Here is a 16,784-nt window from a genome sequence, read left to right as displayed (position 1 = left end):
CGGGCAAACACCGGTTTGCCCCGTACGCTTAGGGGGTGAGTGTGAACGATTCCCCCGCAGCAGCGTTGTCCGGTTCCGCAGTGGACGGCGGCGTCGCGGACCCCACGGCGTTTGTCCCGCCCACAGTGTTTGCGGCCGAGGCGATCGTGGACCTCGAGGCGATTCGGCACAACATTCGCACGTTCCGCGCGCACTATCCGCAGGGCAAAATCATGGCCGCGGTCAAGGCGGACGCATTCGGGCACGGGGCCCCGGCCTCGGCCACCGCGGCGCTTGAGGGTGGCGCGGACCTGCTCGGATTCGCCCGGCTGAGCGAGGCGCTGCAGCTGCGCGCGACGGGCGAGGAAGCCCCGATGTTTGCCTGGCTCAACGATGTGCCCAATTTTGCCCGGCATGCCCGCGCCAACGACATCGACATCAGCGTCTCGGGTCTCGACAACCTGCGTGCGGTGGCCGCCGAGAATACCGGAGTGAACGTACACCTGGAGGTCGAAACCGGCCTCAACCGTGGCGGCACCGTCGCGGCCGAATGGGAAACACTGGTGGCCGAAGCCGCCCGTTTTGAGACCGAGGGCTCGCTGAGTATCCGTGGCATCTGGTCGCACCTGTCTCACGCCGGAGACCTCGACGCCGAGCGCACCCGGGCCCAGTCCGACCGGCTCCAGCAGGCAATCCAGACCGCCCGTGCCGCGGGCCTGGACCCCGAATTCACCCACCTGGCCAACTCCAGCGGTGTCAGCCTGATCGATCCCTCCCTCTACAACATGGTGCGCCTGGGTGCCGGGGTCTACGGCATCGACGAGGCGGGGATCGGTCTGCGCCACGCAATGACCCTCACCGCCCGCGTCATGCAGGTCAAGCGCGCCTTCGCCGGCGAGGGAGTCTCCTACTCCCACACCTACACGCTGGAGCGCGACACGACCCTGGCTCTGATCGCCGTGGGCTACGCCGACGGCCTGCCCTGGGCGGCGGCGGGCAAGGCCGAGGTGTGGCTCGGCGGAAAAAGACGGCGCGTAGCTGGGCGTATCTCGATGGACCAGATTATGGTGGATCTTGGCGATGATCCGGTTGCCGAGGGTGACACCGCGATCCTGTTTGGACCGGGCACCCAGGGTGAACCCACGGTGTCCGAATGGGCAGCCTGGGCGGGTACCCTGGAACACGAGATTTACTGCGGGATCGGCGCCCGTATCAACCGCCGCTACATCAACTGAGGAGCACCATCCACATGAGCACCACCGCAGAAACCCCCGCCTTCCCGCACCGTGTCGCGGTCCTGATGGGCGGCATCAGCGGCGAGCACGAGGTCTCGCTGAAGAGCGGCGGTGGCCTGGTGGTGGCGCTGGAAGAGCTCGGGGCCGAGGTCCTGAGTGTCCTGGTGACCCGCGAGGGCGAGTGGGTGGCCGGCGAGGTCTACGGCCTGATCGATGTGCTCGCCCTGCTGCGCGACTACGACGTCGTGATCCCCGCCTTCCACGGTGTGGGCGGCGAGGACGGGACGATGCAGGGCCTGCTGGAGACCGCGGGCATCCGCTACGTGGGTGCTGGCGTGGGTGCCAGCGCGATCGCGATGGACAAGTGGTGGGCGAAGACCGTTGTGGCCGACGCGGGCATCCGCATCGCCCCGGCGCTGCGGCTGGACCCGACCGACGTGCCCGCGGCCATCGCCGACCCCGACGCGCTGGTGGCCCGCCTGGCCGAGCGCAGCATCTCGCTGCCGGTCTTTGTGAAGCCCAACCGCGGCGGATCCTCGATCGGTGGCACCAAGGTCACCGAGATCGCCCAGCTTCCGGCCGCACTGGCGCTGGCCACCGAGGGTGGCGACGCGGTGCTGATCGAGACCGAGATTGTGGGTCGCGAGATCGACCTGGGCCTGCTGGAGCACGCCGACGGAACCCTCGAGGTTGCCCCGGCCCTGGAGATCGACGCCGACCCCAACCAGCCCTTCTTCGACTACGCCGCCAAGTACACCAGCGGCGGATCCCACTTCACCGTGCCCGCCCACCTCTCCGATGAGGTGGCCGCCGACCTCGCCGACCAGGCCCGCCGCATCTTCCGGGTGCTCGGTGGACGGGGCCTCGCCCGGATCGACTTCTTCCTCGACGAGCAGGGTCCGATCTTCAACGAGATCAACACCCTGCCGGGCCTGACCGCGCAGTCGCAGTACCCGCAGATGTGGGCGGCCACCGGCCGCAGCTACCCCGAGGTGGTGCGGGTGCTGGTGGAGCGCGCCCTCGCCGAGGGATAGTCGGGCACCTTCGCGGAGCGGGGTTATCACCGCCTCGGCTGGACATGCTCAGGCGAGCACATAACTCTCGTTATGATTAGCCTGGGCAGAGTGCTCAGACTCGGGGCAGTGATCAATGAAGATTCATCAGCAACGTACAGCACCGGTATCTCGGGCCCTCATCGGCCTGACCCTGGGGCTTATGGCCTGCAGCCTGGGCGGATGCGCGACCAGCGAGGCGGCACGGATCGAGGCTCACAACGCTCAGTTGCCCAGCGTCGATGAATCCGAACCCGCTGTCGGCACCCAGCCCGAGGAGGACGGATACGTCCCGGCGACCGGCGGAGAGGTGCTGCTCCAGGTGCAGCAGCAGGGGAAGCAGAACTTCTCGTTTGGTTCGCTCGACTATGAACATGTGTCCTGGAAGATTGAGTGTATGCAGAGTGCCGCGTACTCAATCTCCCTCAAGTACTCGGGAGAATCCGGGCCCTCGGCTCGTTCGGAGGGCAAGGACTGCGCCTCGGGAGACACGCTGTATCGGAGCCCCCTGCTGGTTGCAGACCGGACCGTTTCCCTAGAGGATACGGGCGAGGGGATGGGCGTCTCTGTACCGTCGCGGGCAGGTGCCGCCGATATCACGGTGGATGTTCCCCGCGGAATCTCCTACCTGCTGACCGTATACATCGAATAGGGTCGCGGGGCGCTCTCACGGTACCCGCGGCTCGCCTTCGGCGTGGGAGCGGGCGAGCGGGTTAGTCTGAGGGTGTCATGAAACGCACCCAGGTCGCCCTCCTCGCCGCTCTCGAAGCCCTCATCGCCCTCGCCATCAGCGTGGGCGTCCTCGTGGTTCCGGCCACCCTGATCTGGGCCATCGGCACCGGATTCTCCGAATTCTGGAGCCTGTTCTGGCGCAGCTCGGTCGACTTCTGGCTACTCGGTCACGGCGTGCACCTGAATGTGGAACTCTCCGCCGATACGGTGGCACCGTTTGGTCTGGCCGGGGCGAGTGACCCGTTTGTGCTCTCGCTGGCTCCGATCGGCATCACCGCGCTGGTGATCTGGCTCGCCTATCGCAGTGGAACCCGCTCGGCGGATTCCGGACATCCCATCACCGCGCTGATCGCCGGAACCGTGACCTACGCGTTGCTCTCCTGCGGTGTGGTCTTTACCTCGGGCAGCGAGATCATCAGCACGGATCGGGTTACCGGCCTGATCTTCCCGCCGCTGATCTTTGCCGCCGCGATGGCCCTGGGCCTCGTGGTTGCCCGGTACCGGGCAGGGGAGCGGTTCCCGCTGGATACCCTGCCCGAGCGGCTCGGGGAACCGCGAAGCACGATCGCCTTCGCCTCGCTGCGCGGCGGGGCGCTAGCCTCGGGGGCCCTGATCGGTGTGGCTGGGCTGCTGACCGCGATTCTGCTGCTGGTCAACTATCCGCTGATCATCGGGCTGTATGAGACCACCGAGCTGGGGGTGGGCGGCGGCATCGTGATCACCCTGGCACAGCTGCTCTACCTACCCACGCTGATCATCTGGGCGGCGTCCTGGCTGATTGGTCCCGGATTTGCGGTGGGGGCCAACAGCATCTTCTCCCCGCTGGGCACCGTGGCGGGCCCCCTGCCCGCACTGCCGGTGTTTGGTGTGCTGCCCTCCTCGTCGAGCCCGCTGACTTGGATTCTGCTGATCGTCCCGATCCTCTGTGGGTTCCTCGCGGGCCTGTGGATCCGTCGCCGCCGGGTGGAGAGCGGCGAGCTGTCGATGGGGGAGGGCGCGATCACCGCGGCCGGCTCCGCGGTGGTCGCCGGGGTACTGCTGGGACTGCTCGCGTGGTTTGCGGCCGGCGCTTTTGGACCCGGACGCCTCGCCGAGATGGGGCCGACCGCCTGGCTTGTGGGACTGGTCTTTGCGGGGGAAATCCTGGTCGGCGCACTGATCGGTCTGGTCTCCGGCCGTAGCGTGGAGACGGTCGAGGAGCCGCGGTTTTTGAGCGGGGTTTCGGAGCGGTAGACTCATCGGGTGCTCTCACTCGTTGTGCTGATTTCCGGGACCGGCTCGAACCTTCGGGCGCTGCTTGAGGCAACTCGCGAACCCGGATATCCGGCGCGCGTGATCGCCGTGGGCGCCGACCGCGACGCCAGCGGTCTGGAGCACGCGGCCGAGTTTGGGATCCCCACCTTCACCGTGCCCTTCCGCGAGTATGCCTCGCGCGAGCAGTGGGGTTCCGCGCTGCTTGCGGCCATCGGTGAGTATGCCCCGGACCTGGTGGTCCTCAGCGGTCTGATGCGTCTGGTCCCCGACAATGTGGTCTCCGCACTGTCCCCGAACCTGATCAACACCCACCCCGCCTACCTGCCCGAATTCCCCGGTGCGCACGGCGTGCGCGATGCGTTGGCCTCGGGTGCCAGCCAGACCGGTGCGTCGATCATCGTGGTGGATAACGGCGTGGACACCGGATCGATCATCGTCCAGGAGCGCGTGCCGATCCTCGCCGATGACACCGAAGAAAGCCTGCACGAGCGCATCAAACCGGTGGAACGCCGGCTGCTCGTGGACACCGTTCGGCGCATCGCCGACGGTCTGGATTTATCCGCACGATAACAACCAAACACTAGGAGCACCCATGGCCGGCCCCCGTCACGATGCACACCTGTACCGAAACCGCGATCTCGTTCCCGTCCGCCGCGCACTGATTTCGGTCAGCGATAAGACCGGCCTGCTGGAGCTTGCCGCGGCCCTGGCCGAGGCGGGGGTGGAGATTGTGTCCACCGGTTCGACCGCTCAGACCATCCGCGATGCCGGCCACCAGGTCACCGATGTGGCCGCGGTCACCGGGTTCCCCGAGGCCCTCGACGGACGCGTGAAGACCCTGCACCCCGCCGTACACGCGGGCCTGCTGGCCGATCTGCGCCTGGAATCCCACGAGGCTCAGCTCGCCGAGATGGGTGTGGCACCGTTCGAGCTCGTGGTGGTCAACCTCTACCCGTTCGTCGAGACCGTGGCCTCGGGTGCCGTGGGTGATGATGTGGTCGAGCAGATCGACATCGGTGGCCCCGCGATGGTGCGTGCCTCCGCCAAGAACCACGCCAACGTGGGCATCGTGGTCTCCCCGGAGTCCTATGCCCGAGTGATCGAGGCCGTCGCAGCCGGCGGAACCACCCTCGCCCTGCGCCGTGAGCTGGCCGCCCAGGCCTTTGCCCACACCGCCGCCTATGACACCGCCGTGGCCGGCTGGTTCGCGGACAACGCGGAAGGCACCGACGACTCCACCGCCTTCGCCGAGTCGCTGACCATCCAGGCCGAGCGTCAGGGTGTGCTGCGCTACGGCGAGAACAGCCACCAGGCTGCGGCGCTGTACTCACGTGCCGGCGGTCACGGCATCGCTCAGGCCGAGCAGCTGCACGGCAAGGAGATGAGCTACAACAACTTCGTGGACGCCGATGCCGCCGTGCGTGCCGCCTACGATTTCGTCAACCCCGCGGTCGCGATCATCAAGCACGCGAACCCCTGCGGTATCGCCGTGGCAAGCCCCAAGGCACCCGACGCAATCGCCAGCGCCCACCAGCGTGCCCACGAGTGTGACCCGGTGTCCGCCTTCGGTGGCGTGATCGCCGCCAACCGCACGGTCACCCTGAAGATGGCCGAGACGGTCAAGGAAATCTTCACCGAGGTCCTGGTGGCCCCGGACTTTGAGCCCGAGGCCCTCGAGGTGCTGAAGACCAAGAAGAACCTGCGCCTGCTGCGCCTGCCCGAGGGCTTTACCCCGGAGACCAGCGAGTTCAAGCAGATCTCCGGCGGCCTGCTGGTTCAGGAGTCCGACCGCTTCGGTGCCGATGACGTGGACGCCACCTGGACCCTGGTCACCGGTGAGCCCGCCGACGAGGACACCCTGGCTGACCTGCGCTTCGCCTGGAAGGCCTGCCGCGCGGTGAAGTCCAACGGAATCCTGCTCGCCAACGCGGGCGCCTCGGTGGGCGTGGGCATGGGCCAGGTCAACCGGGTGGACTCCTGCCACCTGGCCGTAGACCGTGCCGGTGAGCGTGCGGTCGGCTCGGTCGCCGCCTCCGACGCCTTCTTCCCCTTCGCCGACGGCCTCGAGGTCCTGCTCAAGGCCGGCGTGCGCGCAGTCGTCCAGCCCGGTGGTTCGGTGCGCGATGAGGAGGTCATCGCCGCCGCAAAGGCCGCCGGCGTCACCATGTACTTCACCGGTGAGCGTCACTTCTTCCACTAAACACGTGGCGTAAAAACGGCCCGGCGGGATTTCCACCGGGCCGTTTTGTGTGCGGTCTGTCGTTTCCCGCTCTGTAGTTCTGAGCTACCCGCGGCGGAACTCGCACAGGCGCTCGAAGTCGATGCCGCAGTTGTAGGTGATGCGCACCTCGCCCCAGACCACGTGGGTTTGGAGGTTCAGGGGGCGGGTGTCCGGTCTGTCATTGGTCAGGGTGAGGTCGCGGTTCTCACCCGGGGTGAATGTCCAACTGCCGGTGGCGGTAGCCGGGTCACCGCCCTCGGGCCCGGGGCCGGGGAGCTTGGCCACGTTCTTCGCGGTGAGGGTTCGGTCGGCGCGGAAGAGGAGGACACCGCCGCCCTCGGCCGCATTCCAGGTGCCCACAACCTCCTCGGCGCGCAGGGGAATGGTGCCGGTCACCGTGCGGGCGATCAGCGGAGAGAGGGCGATCCCCAACACCACGATCACCGCGATGCCCAGCAGGATCAGGTTTCGACGGGCGCTTGGCGGTCTGCCCGCAGGCGTGGGCTGGGTGGCCGGAAAGAGCCAGGCGCTGAGTGACATCGTTCCCCCGATGAGTTGTGCGGTGCGGCGCGGACGCGCGTGGGTGAGAGCTTAGGCAGACCAGGCTGGGCATGGTCTCTGCGCCCGGAGCGCCCGTGTCCCGATGCTAGCGAGCGCATCGTCGGCACACCATCGGTCCCGTCACGGCGCGACACATGGGGAAAACGCATGAGTACCCGGTTAGGGCAGCGGTGTGAGGGCCAGGCGCTGTGAGGACTCGGGACGCACGTCGCCGGTCGCCCCGGGCTGCGCATTCCACTGCCGGATCGGAGCGGTGACGGCGGGAGCGTTCGCGTCAGAGCCCAGGCTCAATGCGAGCCCGCTGTAGCGGTTGACCAGGCGGTACTCGTCTGTGGCCTTGCCGGGGCCACGGTCTCCGCTCACCCGGGTGACCCGCTGGAAGGACCACTGCTGGCCGATCCGGGCGTCGCCCTCCGACGCCGGGGCTGCCAGCGCCGGGACCGCGCCCCAAGCCCGCCCGGCATTACCCGAGGCATCCACCCCGAGAACCTGGTCGGAACCGTCGGCCGTGATCGTGAAGAATCCGTCCTCGGTGCTGGTGAACCGCCAGGCCGAAGCCTCGTCCACGCCGAGTTTCGCGCCACCCGTCGCCTCGATCCGATACGGTTTCCCGGTTTTCACCGGGGGCGCGGGCAGGTCCTTTTTCGAGAGCGGCTCGATCGTGGTCTCCGAATACTCCGAAGTGAAGGTGGAGCACTCGAAGGAGCAGTACGAGCGGAAGGTTTTGCCGAGGATCGTGCCCGAGGTGCGGCTTCCCGAGTCCAGCAGCCAGCGGTACCAGGCGGCATTCTTATTGGATTCCACCGTGCCCATATCCGTCCATTTTTGGGTGGCCAGATCGTCGGTCGCGTAGAAGTGTAGGGGCGTCTGCGTCTCGGTGTCCTGGGCCAGCGAGTTCTGCGGGGTACCGATGTATTTACCGAGGTAGGCGCTCCAGGCGATGTTCATCACGGTGAGCTGCGAGTCATCCGGCAGGGTGCCTGCGGCGACCTGCGCAGGCTGGGAACCGGGCCGGGTGGGATCGTAGTCGTCCTTCGGCGCGGTGTAGCCGGGGCCGTTGCCGTCGGCGGGGATGATGTTGCTCTCCTTCCCGCCGGTACCCGGCTCCTGCCACGCACCGTCGTACCATTTTTGCCAGGAGTTCGGGGCCATCTTCTGGGCGATGGGCGCGCGGGCCACGTGCTGCATCCAGGTCTGGCCCTTCTCTACCCCGGGTTTGGCGATCGTGCGGGACGCATAGAACACGTAGAAGTAGCCCGAGGCGTTGTCCACAAACAGGCGCTGATCCCCGTCCCCGTAGTAGTAGTTATCGGCGGGGAAGGTCGCCGTATCGCCGCGCTCGGTACCAAAGGGCGAGGTGAGCACCTGATCCTTGATCGCCCAGGTTTTGCCCTGATCCGTGGAGACCGCATAGTCGATCGCGTCATAGTGCATCCGGTCGCCAAACGGTGCCGGGGTGAACTCGTTGTGGACCAGGCCGTACCAGTCGCCCGAGTCGGGATCCACCCAGACCCCCGCCAGATCGCAGTAGTTGCGCTGCGAGTAGCGTTCATGCCCCGTGGCGTATGTACTGGTGAGCCCGGTGGGGCTGTTGTTGCAGCGCCAGGTGGTGTCGTTGTTCTTGTCCAGCGGATTAGCGGGATTGACGGCCTCATTGAGTTCGGTGGCCGGCACCGCCTGGTCCACATTGGGGCCGGTGATGAACGACCACTCGCGCGGACCGTCGCTCTCATACTGCGCATCGGCGTACTGCTGGATAAAGGTACCGTCTCGGTCGATGATCGAGGCGTTGGGGGTATCCGCATAGAACTGGTTTTCCACGGCCGGGCCGCCGCTCAGCGCATAGCGGGTGCCGGGGGCGGTATCCGCTTTCCACTGCTGCGAGCCCTGCGCGGGATCGCAGGAGGCGAGACCGATCCGCGCGCGATTACCCGGGGTTCCCTGCACCGCCAGACACTTGGCAGACTTGGCCGAGTACAGGGTGCCATCGGGCAGCGCGGCAAACCGCTGCTGCGCCGACTTCCTGGAGCAGGTCCCCAGCTGAACCAGGGCACCGGTGGCATCGGAGCCGTCGGTGACCTCGAGGCAGCGATCAAAAGCGCGCACCGTTCCATCGTCTTCCCAGGTCCATTGCTGGGCGGCGGAATCGTTGCAGCCAAACAGCTGGACCGCGGTTCCGGCCGTCGACTGGGAATCGCGGACATCGAGGCAGCGGCCATTGCCGATGATCGGGCTCGCGGCCCGGGCGGTGGAATTCGTTGATGCGGTGAGTAGCGGGATCACACACACCGCGATCAGGGCAAGCAGTACGGCCGTCAGCACAATGCCGCGGATCGGGACCCTCCTCTTCGGTGGGGTTGAGGCGAGGGTGCGGCCGGATGGGTGGGTGCTGGGCATGGTGGTGCTCCGTTCACGTCATTGGGAATTCATGCAGTGGGGGAGGCGGGGGAGATCGGTGGCGGCGTTCGGCCCGGAACCGGGCCGAACGCCGCCACCGACTAGGGGAGCGGGGTGAGGGTGAGTCGCTGCGCCGCTTCGGGACGGGAATCGCCGGTGGATCCGGCGGGCGCGTTCCACTGACGGATGGGGGAGGTTGCGGTGCGCAGGTCGCCGCCGCCGGTCACGCTCAGCGCCAGTCCGCTATAGCGGTTGACCAGGCGATACTCGGCGGTGGGCACCGAGGCCCCGGCGGGGGAGGGCACCGTGGTGACCCGCTGGAAGGACCACTGCTGGCCGATCCGTGCGTCCCCGCTTGTGGCCGCCGCGGCCAGTGTGGGGACCGCGCCCCACGCCCGTCCGGCGTTGCCCGAGGCGTCCACGCCCAGAACCGACCCGGTTCCGACCGTGCCCAGGGTGAAGAATCCATCGCCGGTCGCGGTGAAGGTCCACGCCGAGGTGCCGCCCACGGTGAGGTCGCCCCCGCCCGCGGCGGTCAGCCGATAGCGGGTGCCAGCGCTCACCGGTGCCTGCGGAAGGTCACTCGCGTTTTTGGGTTCGATCGTGGTTTCCGAATACTCCGAGGTGAACGTGGTGCATTCAAAGGAGCAGTAGGTACGGAAGGTTTTTCCGAGGATCGTGCCCGAGGTGCGGCTGCCCGAATCGAGGAGCCAGCGGTACCAGGAGGCGTTTTTGTTGGAGTCCACGGTCCCCAGATCCGTCCACTTCTGGGTGGCCAGGTCGTCGGTCGCATAGACGTGCTGCGGCGTCTTGGTCCCCGTGTCCTGGGCAAGCGAGTTCTGTGGGGTTCCGAAGTACTTCCCGAGGTACGCACTCCAGGCGATGTTCATCACCGCGAGCTGCGAGTCATCCGGCAGGGTTCCCGCCGCTACCTGCGCGGGCTGAGACCCGGGCCGGGTGGGCGAATAGTCATCCGCGGGGGCGGTGAAGCCGGGACCGTTGCCGTCGGCGGGGACGATGTTGCTCTCTTTTCCGCCGATGCCCGGCTGCTGCCAGGCTCCGTTGTACCACTTCTGCCAGGAGCTCGGTGCCATCTTCTGTGAGATGGGCGCGCGGGCTACGTGCTGGAGCCAGCTCTGACCGGGGGCAACGCCGGGCTTGGCGATCGTGCGAGACGCATAGAACACATAGAAGTATCCCGAGGCATTGTCCACAAACAGGCGCTGGTCGCCATCGCCGTAGTAGTAGTTGTCGCCGGGGAAGGCCGCGGTGTCGCCGCGCTGGGTGCTGTACGGGGAGGTGAGCACCTGATCCTTGATGGTCCAGGTCTTGCCCTGGTCCCGGGAGACCGCATAGTCCACCGAGTCATAGTGCATGCCGTCACCGAAGGGCTGCGGGGTGAACTCGTTGTGGACCAGGCCGTACCAGTCACCCGAGTCCGGATCGACCCAGACCCCGGCCAGGTCGCAGTAGTTCCGCTGCGAATACGTGGCACTACCGGCGGCTACCGTGCTCTTTTTCCCGGTGGGACTGTTATCGCAGCGCCAGGTGGTGTCGTTGTTTTTGTCCAGTGGATTGGCCGGGTTGACCGCATCGTTCAGGGGGGACGGCGTCACGGTATCCACATTGGAGCCGCTGAGGAACTTCCACTCACGCGGATCGGTTTTCCCATAGAGGGCGTGGGCATACTGCTGATAGAACGTGCCATCCCGATCGATATAGGGACTGTTCGGGGTATCGCTGGCATAGGCGTTCTTCTGGGCCGGGGCGCCGGTGAGGGTATAGCGCGGGGCCGGGGCCGTCTGCGCCTTCCACTGCTGGGCGGGCTTACTCGGATCGCAGGAGGCCAGCCCCACCCGGGTGAGATTTGCCGGGGTACCCTGCACCGCGAGGCACTTGGCGGATTTGGGCGAGTAGATGGTGCCATCGGGCAGCGCCGCAAAGCGCTGCTGCACGGCACCGGCCGTGCAGGTGTAGAGCTGGAGGAGCGCACCGGTGGCGTTGGATCCGCCGGTCACATCCAGGCACTTACCGAAGACGCGCACGGTTCCGTCGTTTTCCCAGGTCCACTTCTGGGCGGCAGATCCGTTGCAGTCAAAGAGCTGGATCACCGTGCCGTTGGCGGTGCCGAAGTCGGCATCGTCCAGACACCGCGTGCCCGAGGTGATGGTCCCGGCCGCGGGGCTAGCCGAGGCCGGGACACTGGTATTCACCGCGGTGGTGGCGTTCACCGGGGTGGTGGCGCTCGCCGGACCGGCCGCCAACGGCACCACTGCCGCGGCGACCAGGGCGAACAGGGCACCGGTCAGCGCGAGGCGCCGGACCGGGGTGACCGGGTGGGACCGAGAGGTTCGGTCCCACCCGCGTGAGAGACGGTTGTGCATGATGTTGCTCCGTTCACGTCATTGTTTGGGGTGCTGCGAGGGAAGAGAAATATTGGCCACCAACTCGGCGATGTGCGCCGCGCGTTCGGCGGGGTCGCTCGGCCGGCCGGGAACCTCGGGGCGCTGCTGCCACGGGTGCGGTCCGGCCTCGGGGCGATACTCCACCCCGATGGCGTCCAGGCGGGCCAGGTGACGGCGCAGCCGGTTCTGGAAATCGACCACATCGCCATCCGAACCCCAGAGGGTTTCCGCCAGCGCACACAGACGCGGGAACGCCGCATAGTCCACCGCGCGCACGCCGTTGAGGTGTTCGGTCCAGATGTTGGCCTGACCGCCGAGCACCAGCGCCTCCTCCTCGGGGGTGGCACCGGCGGGCACCGGGTTGAACGCAAAGACGTCGGCCACACTCACCGGAATTCCCACCTGGATGGGCTCCTCGGGCAGATCGGACTGACGATAATCGAGGTACACCTGGTCGTCGGGGCTTGACACCACGTGGAAGCCGCGGGCCAGCGCGCTGCGCGCCCCGGTCATGCCGCGCCAGGAGGCGATGGTTGAGTCGGGGTGCGGATCGCCCTCAAGCAGCTCATCCCAGCCGAACGGCTTGCGTCCGCGGGCCACAATGTGGGCCGACAGCTTGTTGAGGAACCAGCCGTGCAGGTCGTGCACATCGCTCAGTCCGCGCTCGCGCACGAGCTGCTGGGTGCGGGGATCATCCCGCCACTGATCGGTGGGGCACTCATCCCCGCCGATACCGATGTGGGAGCCGGGGAACAGGTCCATGACCTCATCCAGCACGTTGGTGAAAAACTCCACCGTGGAATCCTCGGTGTTCAGCACGTTGGGGTTGATGCCCCAGCGGGTGAAGACCTCGAGGTCCGGGCCGCCCTCACCGTTCGCGTCCACGCCGATACCAAGCTCGGGATACGCGGCAATCGCCGCCTGCGAGTGCCCGGGCAGGTCAATCTCGGGCACCACGGAGACGTGCCGCGCGTGCGCATAGGCCACGATCTCGCGGATATCGTCCTGGGTGTAGAAGCCTCCGTGCGGACGGCCATCACCCGGCGCGTCACGCACCGGACCCTGCTGGGACTCACGCCGCCAGCCGCCCACCTCGGTGAGCTTCGGATAGCGGGTGATCTCGATCCGCCAACCCTGATCCTCGGTGAGGTGCAGGTGCAGCACGTTGAGTCGGTGCATCGCAATCAGGTCGATAAAGCGCAGGATGTCAGCCTTGGGCAGGAAGTGCCGGGCCACATCCAGCATGACTCCGCGCCAGCCAAAGCGCGGCGCGTCCTCGATGTTCACGGCCGGCAGGATCCACTCGGTCTTCGGGTGGATGCTCGCGGCCCGGTAGGCGTCCACCGGCAGCAGCTGACGCAGCACCTGCGCCGCATAAAACGCCCCGGCCGCGGCGCCCGCGGTGATCGCGACCCCGTGAGTTTCGATCCGCAGACGGTACTCCTCGGCACCGAGTGCCGGATCCAGGAGCAGACGGATACCGCGCTCGCCGGATTCGGGGTCGATGGCCGTGGGGTCCTGGGTATCCAGGTCGAGTCCGGTGGCCGGACGCAGGACCTGCTGCAGCCAGCGGCGTGCCTCCACAAGGGCCGGATCCGCGGCGATGCGGGTCGCCGAGGTGAGCGTGTAACCCACCGCCCACTCGGTGTCGATGCGGCGGGGCTGGGGGACTAAAGCGGTCATTACTATCCCTTCACGGATCCGGCGGTGATCCCGGATACGAGTCGTCGTTGAACAAGCATGAAAAACACCACCACGGGGAGGGCAAACAGAACCGACGCGGCCATCTGCCCGCCAAAATCGGTCCCGTGTGTCGGGGTGCTAAAGGTAGCCAACCACACCGGGAGGGTATACATGGCCTGATCCTTCATGAATGTGTAGGCAATCAGATAGTCGTTCCAGGCGGTGATGAACGCAAACACGCTGGTGGAGATCACGCCGGGGGCAACCAGTGGGAAGTAAATCCTGGTGAGCATCTGCCAGCTGGAGGCTCCATCGATCTGCGCGGCCTCGCCGACCTCGGCGGGGATGGCCACAAAAAATCCGCGCATGACCCAGATCGCAAACGGCAGGGTCAGCGAGATATAGGCCAGGATCAGCCCCACGTAGGTGCCGAGCAAGCCCACGCTGTTGAAGATCAGGAACTGCGGGATCAGCAGTGAGGTGGCCGGCAGCATCTGAATCACCAGAATCGCGACCAGGATCGAACGCCGGCTGCGGAACCTGAACACCGAGAGCGCGGCGGCGGCCAGCAGGCCCAGCAGGATCGCACACACCACCGCGATAATGACCACGATCGCACTGTTGGCGAGGTTGCGCAGGAACCCGGTCTGGGTGACCGCGACCACAAAGTTGTCCACCGTCGGGTTTTCCGGCCAGAACTTGGGCACCGGGCTCATCAGTTCCGAGCGCGGTTTGAACGCGGTGTTCACCATCCAGTAGGTCGGGAAGATCCACACCACACAGAAGATCGCGGCAATCGTGGTGGCCTTCCAGCGCAGCGGGCGACGGTGCCGACGTGAGCCGGATCGGGGACGGGCGATGGTGGCACTCACAGTTCCTCCCCCGATCGGATCAGGCTGCGAATATAGACGGCCGTGAGGCCCAGCAGCATGAGCGTGGTGACCACGGCGATGGCAGCACCGCGGGCAATATCAAAGCCCACAAAGGCGGTGGTGTACATGAACACTCCCAGCGTTGAGGTGGCGCCGTCCGGGCCGCCCGAGGACACCAGCCAGATCTGGTTGAAGATATTGAAGTCCCAGATGACCGAGAGGATGGTGACCAGGAACAGGGTGGGTTTCATATGCTGCAGGGTGACCGTGCGGTAGATACGGAACTCACCCGCACCGTCGAGCCGCGCCGCCTCGATGTACTCCCCGGGCACCTGGGTTTCGGCGGCGTTCAGGGTCAGCGCGATAAACGGGACCGCCTGCCACACCACGAGCATCCAGATGCTGGTGTAGGCCAGGACCGGATCGTTGGCCCAGTTGGTGTTTGTCATATCACCGAAGACGTGCAGCTGGGTCAGTATCCAGTTCATCACGCCGTAGCCGGGCTGAAACAGCCAGGTCCACACCAGCGAGGCAGCCACGTTGGGCATCGCCCAGGCGCAGATCAGTACGATTGTGACCGCGAGGCGCATGCCCGTATTCAGTCGGGTCAGCAGGTGCGAGACGCCCATCCCAATCAGCACGCTGCCGGCCACCAGGGCCACGGTGAAACCGATCGTGCGCAGGACCGAATACCAGAACTCGGGATCGCCGAGCAGCGCCGTGTACTGGTCGAATCCGACCCCGGCAAACGCGCCGGTGAACAGGGAGCGCTGACCAAAATCGGTAAACGAGATGAACACCACAAACACGATCGGTGCCAGGGTCACCAGGGCCAGCAGGATCCCGCCCGGTGCCAGCAGCGCAAAGGGAGCGAGGGTGCGTCGGCGGCGCGGGCCGCGCCCGGTGGGCGGCGGTGTGTGGGGTGCCCGGGTGGCACCCGCGGGACGCGACTGTGCGTCCGGCGGGAGAAGCGTGGAGGTGGCGTTCATGGTGTCCTTCGGAATGCCGTGACTGTGGAGTGGGGTTCCGGGCGGACCAGGGTCTGCCCGCCCGGAACGTGGGTGCTACTTTTTGTTGAGCGTCTTATCCGTGGCCTGGTCGAAGGTTGCCGCCGCATCCTTGGCGCTCTTAGCCCCCGAGGCGATGCTGGTGAAGAGGTTGTTGATGCTCTTGTCCCCCTCCAGATCAGCCCAGCGGGCGGCGGCCGGGGTGGCCCGGGAGATCTGGGTGGCGTCGAAGAATGCCTTACGGGTGGGGTCGAGGGTCGCGCCGATCTCCGTGGCCAGCTCGGTCGAGTTGGGAATCCACCCGTTGCTACCAAACACGAAGTCCTTCTGGATGGTCGGGCTGGCGGCGATTTTGGTCCACTGCAGAGCCAGATCCTTATTGGTGGTCTTGGTCGGAATGCCCCAGTCGGATCCGCCGATCAGGACCGGCTGCGGCTTCCCCGAAATACCCGGCAGTGCGAAGGCACCCAGATCATCGGCGGTGAGGGCGGGGTTGGCCTTGAGGACCTGGGAAATCAGGCCGTAGGTGGCGATGATGGCCGAGGTCTTCCCATCGGCAAACACCTGCACCTGGGCGGGGCTCTGCACATCCAGGGTCTGCGAGGCCGGGGTCGAGTAGGTGTTCTGGAAGTCCTTCCAGGCCTCCAATCCCTTCTGCGCCTCGGGGCTACTGAGCGCACCGCTCCAGGTGCCGTTCTTGACCGTGGCGATGTCACCACCGGCATCCCATACCCACTGCAAGCTGGCCTGCCAGTTCTGGCCGGGGAAGTAGAGCGGCGAGAAGTCGGCCTCGGTGTTGGCGGCCTTGACCTTATCCAGCGCCGCGGTGAGCTCGGCGTAGGTGGTTGGGGCCTCGGTGACCCCGGCGGCGGCCCAGATCTTCTTGTTGTAGAGCACCGCGCGGCTGCCGGCGAAGCTCGGGACCGCGTAGAGGGCGCCGTCCACGGTGGCGGGCTCCTCCAGGCCGGTGACCCAGGTTTGGCCCTGCTGGAGGTCCTTCTTATACGGGGTGAGGTCGAGCAGACCGCCGTTTTCGGCGAAGCTGGCGACCTGGGTGTTGCCGAGATCCAGTACGTCCGGCGGGGTCGAGGTGGCTAGGGCCGTGGAGATCTTGGTGGTGATCCCGTTCCACTGCTGTTCCTGGATGTTGACCTTGGCGCCGGTCTGCTTTTCAAACTCAGCGTTGATCGCGGCGATGGTGGCCGCGTCGTAGTCGTCCTGCATGGTCCAGACGGTGATGGTTTTACCCTTCCCATCGGTCTTGGGCACGACGGTGTCGCCGGTAGCCGCGCCGCCGTTGGCGGTCCCGGAACAGGCGGTCAGCAGCAGCGCCGAGGCCGCGGCCATCGCGACGAGGGTGCCGGTTTTCGAAAAGCGCATGTGAAG

At 66.5% G+C, this 16,784-nt stretch carries 13 protein-coding genes; 6 read left to right on the top strand and 7 right to left on the bottom strand.

The features are described from left to right. Positions 1–41 precede the first annotated feature (41 nt). From alr to purH, 6 genes are all read left to right on the top strand, one after another. A complete protein-coding gene (gene alr / locus D9V34_RS02985) occupies positions 42–1,214 on the top strand; it encodes an alanine racemase (protein WP_183091821.1) in 1,173 nt (390 codons plus the stop codon). Positions 1,215–1,228: 14 nt separating this feature from the next. Then, positions 1,229–2,248: a D-alanine--D-alanine ligase family protein gene (locus D9V34_RS02980; RefSeq protein ID WP_183091820.1), complete on the top strand. Its 1,020-nt coding sequence runs from the start codon at positions 1,229–1,231 to the stop codon at positions 2,246–2,248. Between the two features lie 115 nt (positions 2,249–2,363). Further along, entirely contained in the window at positions 2,364–2,918 is a 555-nt protein-coding gene (locus tag D9V34_RS02975; protein ID WP_147441597.1) for a hypothetical protein, read from the top strand. 77 nt (positions 2,919–2,995) lie between these two features. Continuing rightward, the gene (locus tag D9V34_RS02970) at positions 2,996–4,231 is read left to right on the top strand and encodes a cell division protein PerM (protein ID WP_121687448.1); all 1,236 of its coding nucleotides are present in this window, start codon (positions 2,996–2,998) and stop codon (positions 4,229–4,231) included. A gap of 9 nt (positions 4,232–4,240) precedes the next feature. Next, the gene (gene purN / locus D9V34_RS02965; protein ID WP_121687447.1) at positions 4,241–4,822 is read left to right on the top strand and encodes a phosphoribosylglycinamide formyltransferase; all 582 of its coding nucleotides are present in this window, start codon (positions 4,241–4,243) and stop codon (positions 4,820–4,822) included. 22 nt (positions 4,823–4,844) lie between these two features. Next, positions 4,845–6,452: a bifunctional phosphoribosylaminoimidazolecarboxamide formyltransferase/IMP cyclohydrolase gene (gene purH, locus D9V34_RS02960; RefSeq protein WP_121687446.1), complete on the top strand. Its 1,608-nt coding sequence runs from the start codon at positions 4,845–4,847 to the stop codon at positions 6,450–6,452. An 84-nt stretch (positions 6,453–6,536) separates the two neighbouring features. Here purH and D9V34_RS02955 read toward each other — a convergent pair whose 3' ends face one another. The 7 genes from D9V34_RS02955 to D9V34_RS02925 form a co-directional block, all read right to left on the bottom strand. Then, positions 6,537–7,013 (bottom strand): hypothetical protein, encoded by a 477-nt coding sequence (locus D9V34_RS02955; protein WP_121687445.1) that lies wholly within the window; start codon positions 7,011–7,013, stop codon positions 6,537–6,539. A 180-nt stretch (positions 7,014–7,193) separates the two neighbouring features. After that, entirely contained in the window at positions 7,194–9,431 is a 2,238-nt protein-coding gene (locus D9V34_RS02950) for an RICIN domain-containing protein (protein WP_121687444.1), read from the bottom strand. Between the two features lie 101 nt (positions 9,432–9,532). Next, positions 9,533–11,815 carry a ricin-type beta-trefoil lectin domain protein gene (locus D9V34_RS02945; protein ID WP_121687443.1) on the bottom strand — a complete coding sequence of 761 codons (2,283 nt, stop codon included), beginning with the start codon at positions 11,813–11,815 and terminating at the stop codon, positions 9,533–9,535. A gap of 18 nt (positions 11,816–11,833) precedes the next feature. Then, entirely contained in the window at positions 11,834–13,519 is a 1,686-nt protein-coding gene (locus D9V34_RS02940; RefSeq protein ID WP_121687442.1) for a beta-N-acetylhexosaminidase, read from the bottom strand. Positions 13,520–13,521: 2 nt separating this feature from the next. Further along, positions 13,522–14,391: a carbohydrate ABC transporter permease gene (locus tag D9V34_RS02935; protein ID WP_220700527.1), complete on the bottom strand. Its 870-nt coding sequence runs from the start codon at positions 14,389–14,391 to the stop codon at positions 13,522–13,524. Beyond that, entirely contained in the window at positions 14,388–15,380 is a 993-nt protein-coding gene (locus tag D9V34_RS02930) for a carbohydrate ABC transporter permease (protein WP_121687441.1), read from the bottom strand. The genes D9V34_RS02935 and D9V34_RS02930 overlap by 4 nt, the downstream gene beginning before the upstream one ends. 75 nt (positions 15,381–15,455) lie before the next feature. Beyond that, on the bottom strand, positions 15,456–16,778 hold the full coding sequence (locus D9V34_RS02925; RefSeq protein WP_121687440.1) for an extracellular solute-binding protein: 1,323 nt from the start codon (positions 16,776–16,778) through the stop codon (positions 15,456–15,458). Between the last annotated feature and the right edge of the window lie 6 nt (positions 16,779–16,784).

The sequence above is a fragment of the Mycetocola lacteus genome (assembly GCF_003667575.1).
Classification (GTDB): domain Bacteria; phylum Actinomycetota; class Actinomycetes; order Actinomycetales; family Microbacteriaceae; genus Mycetocola; species Mycetocola lacteus.
This window is presented reverse-complemented; position numbering and strand designations above follow the sequence as displayed.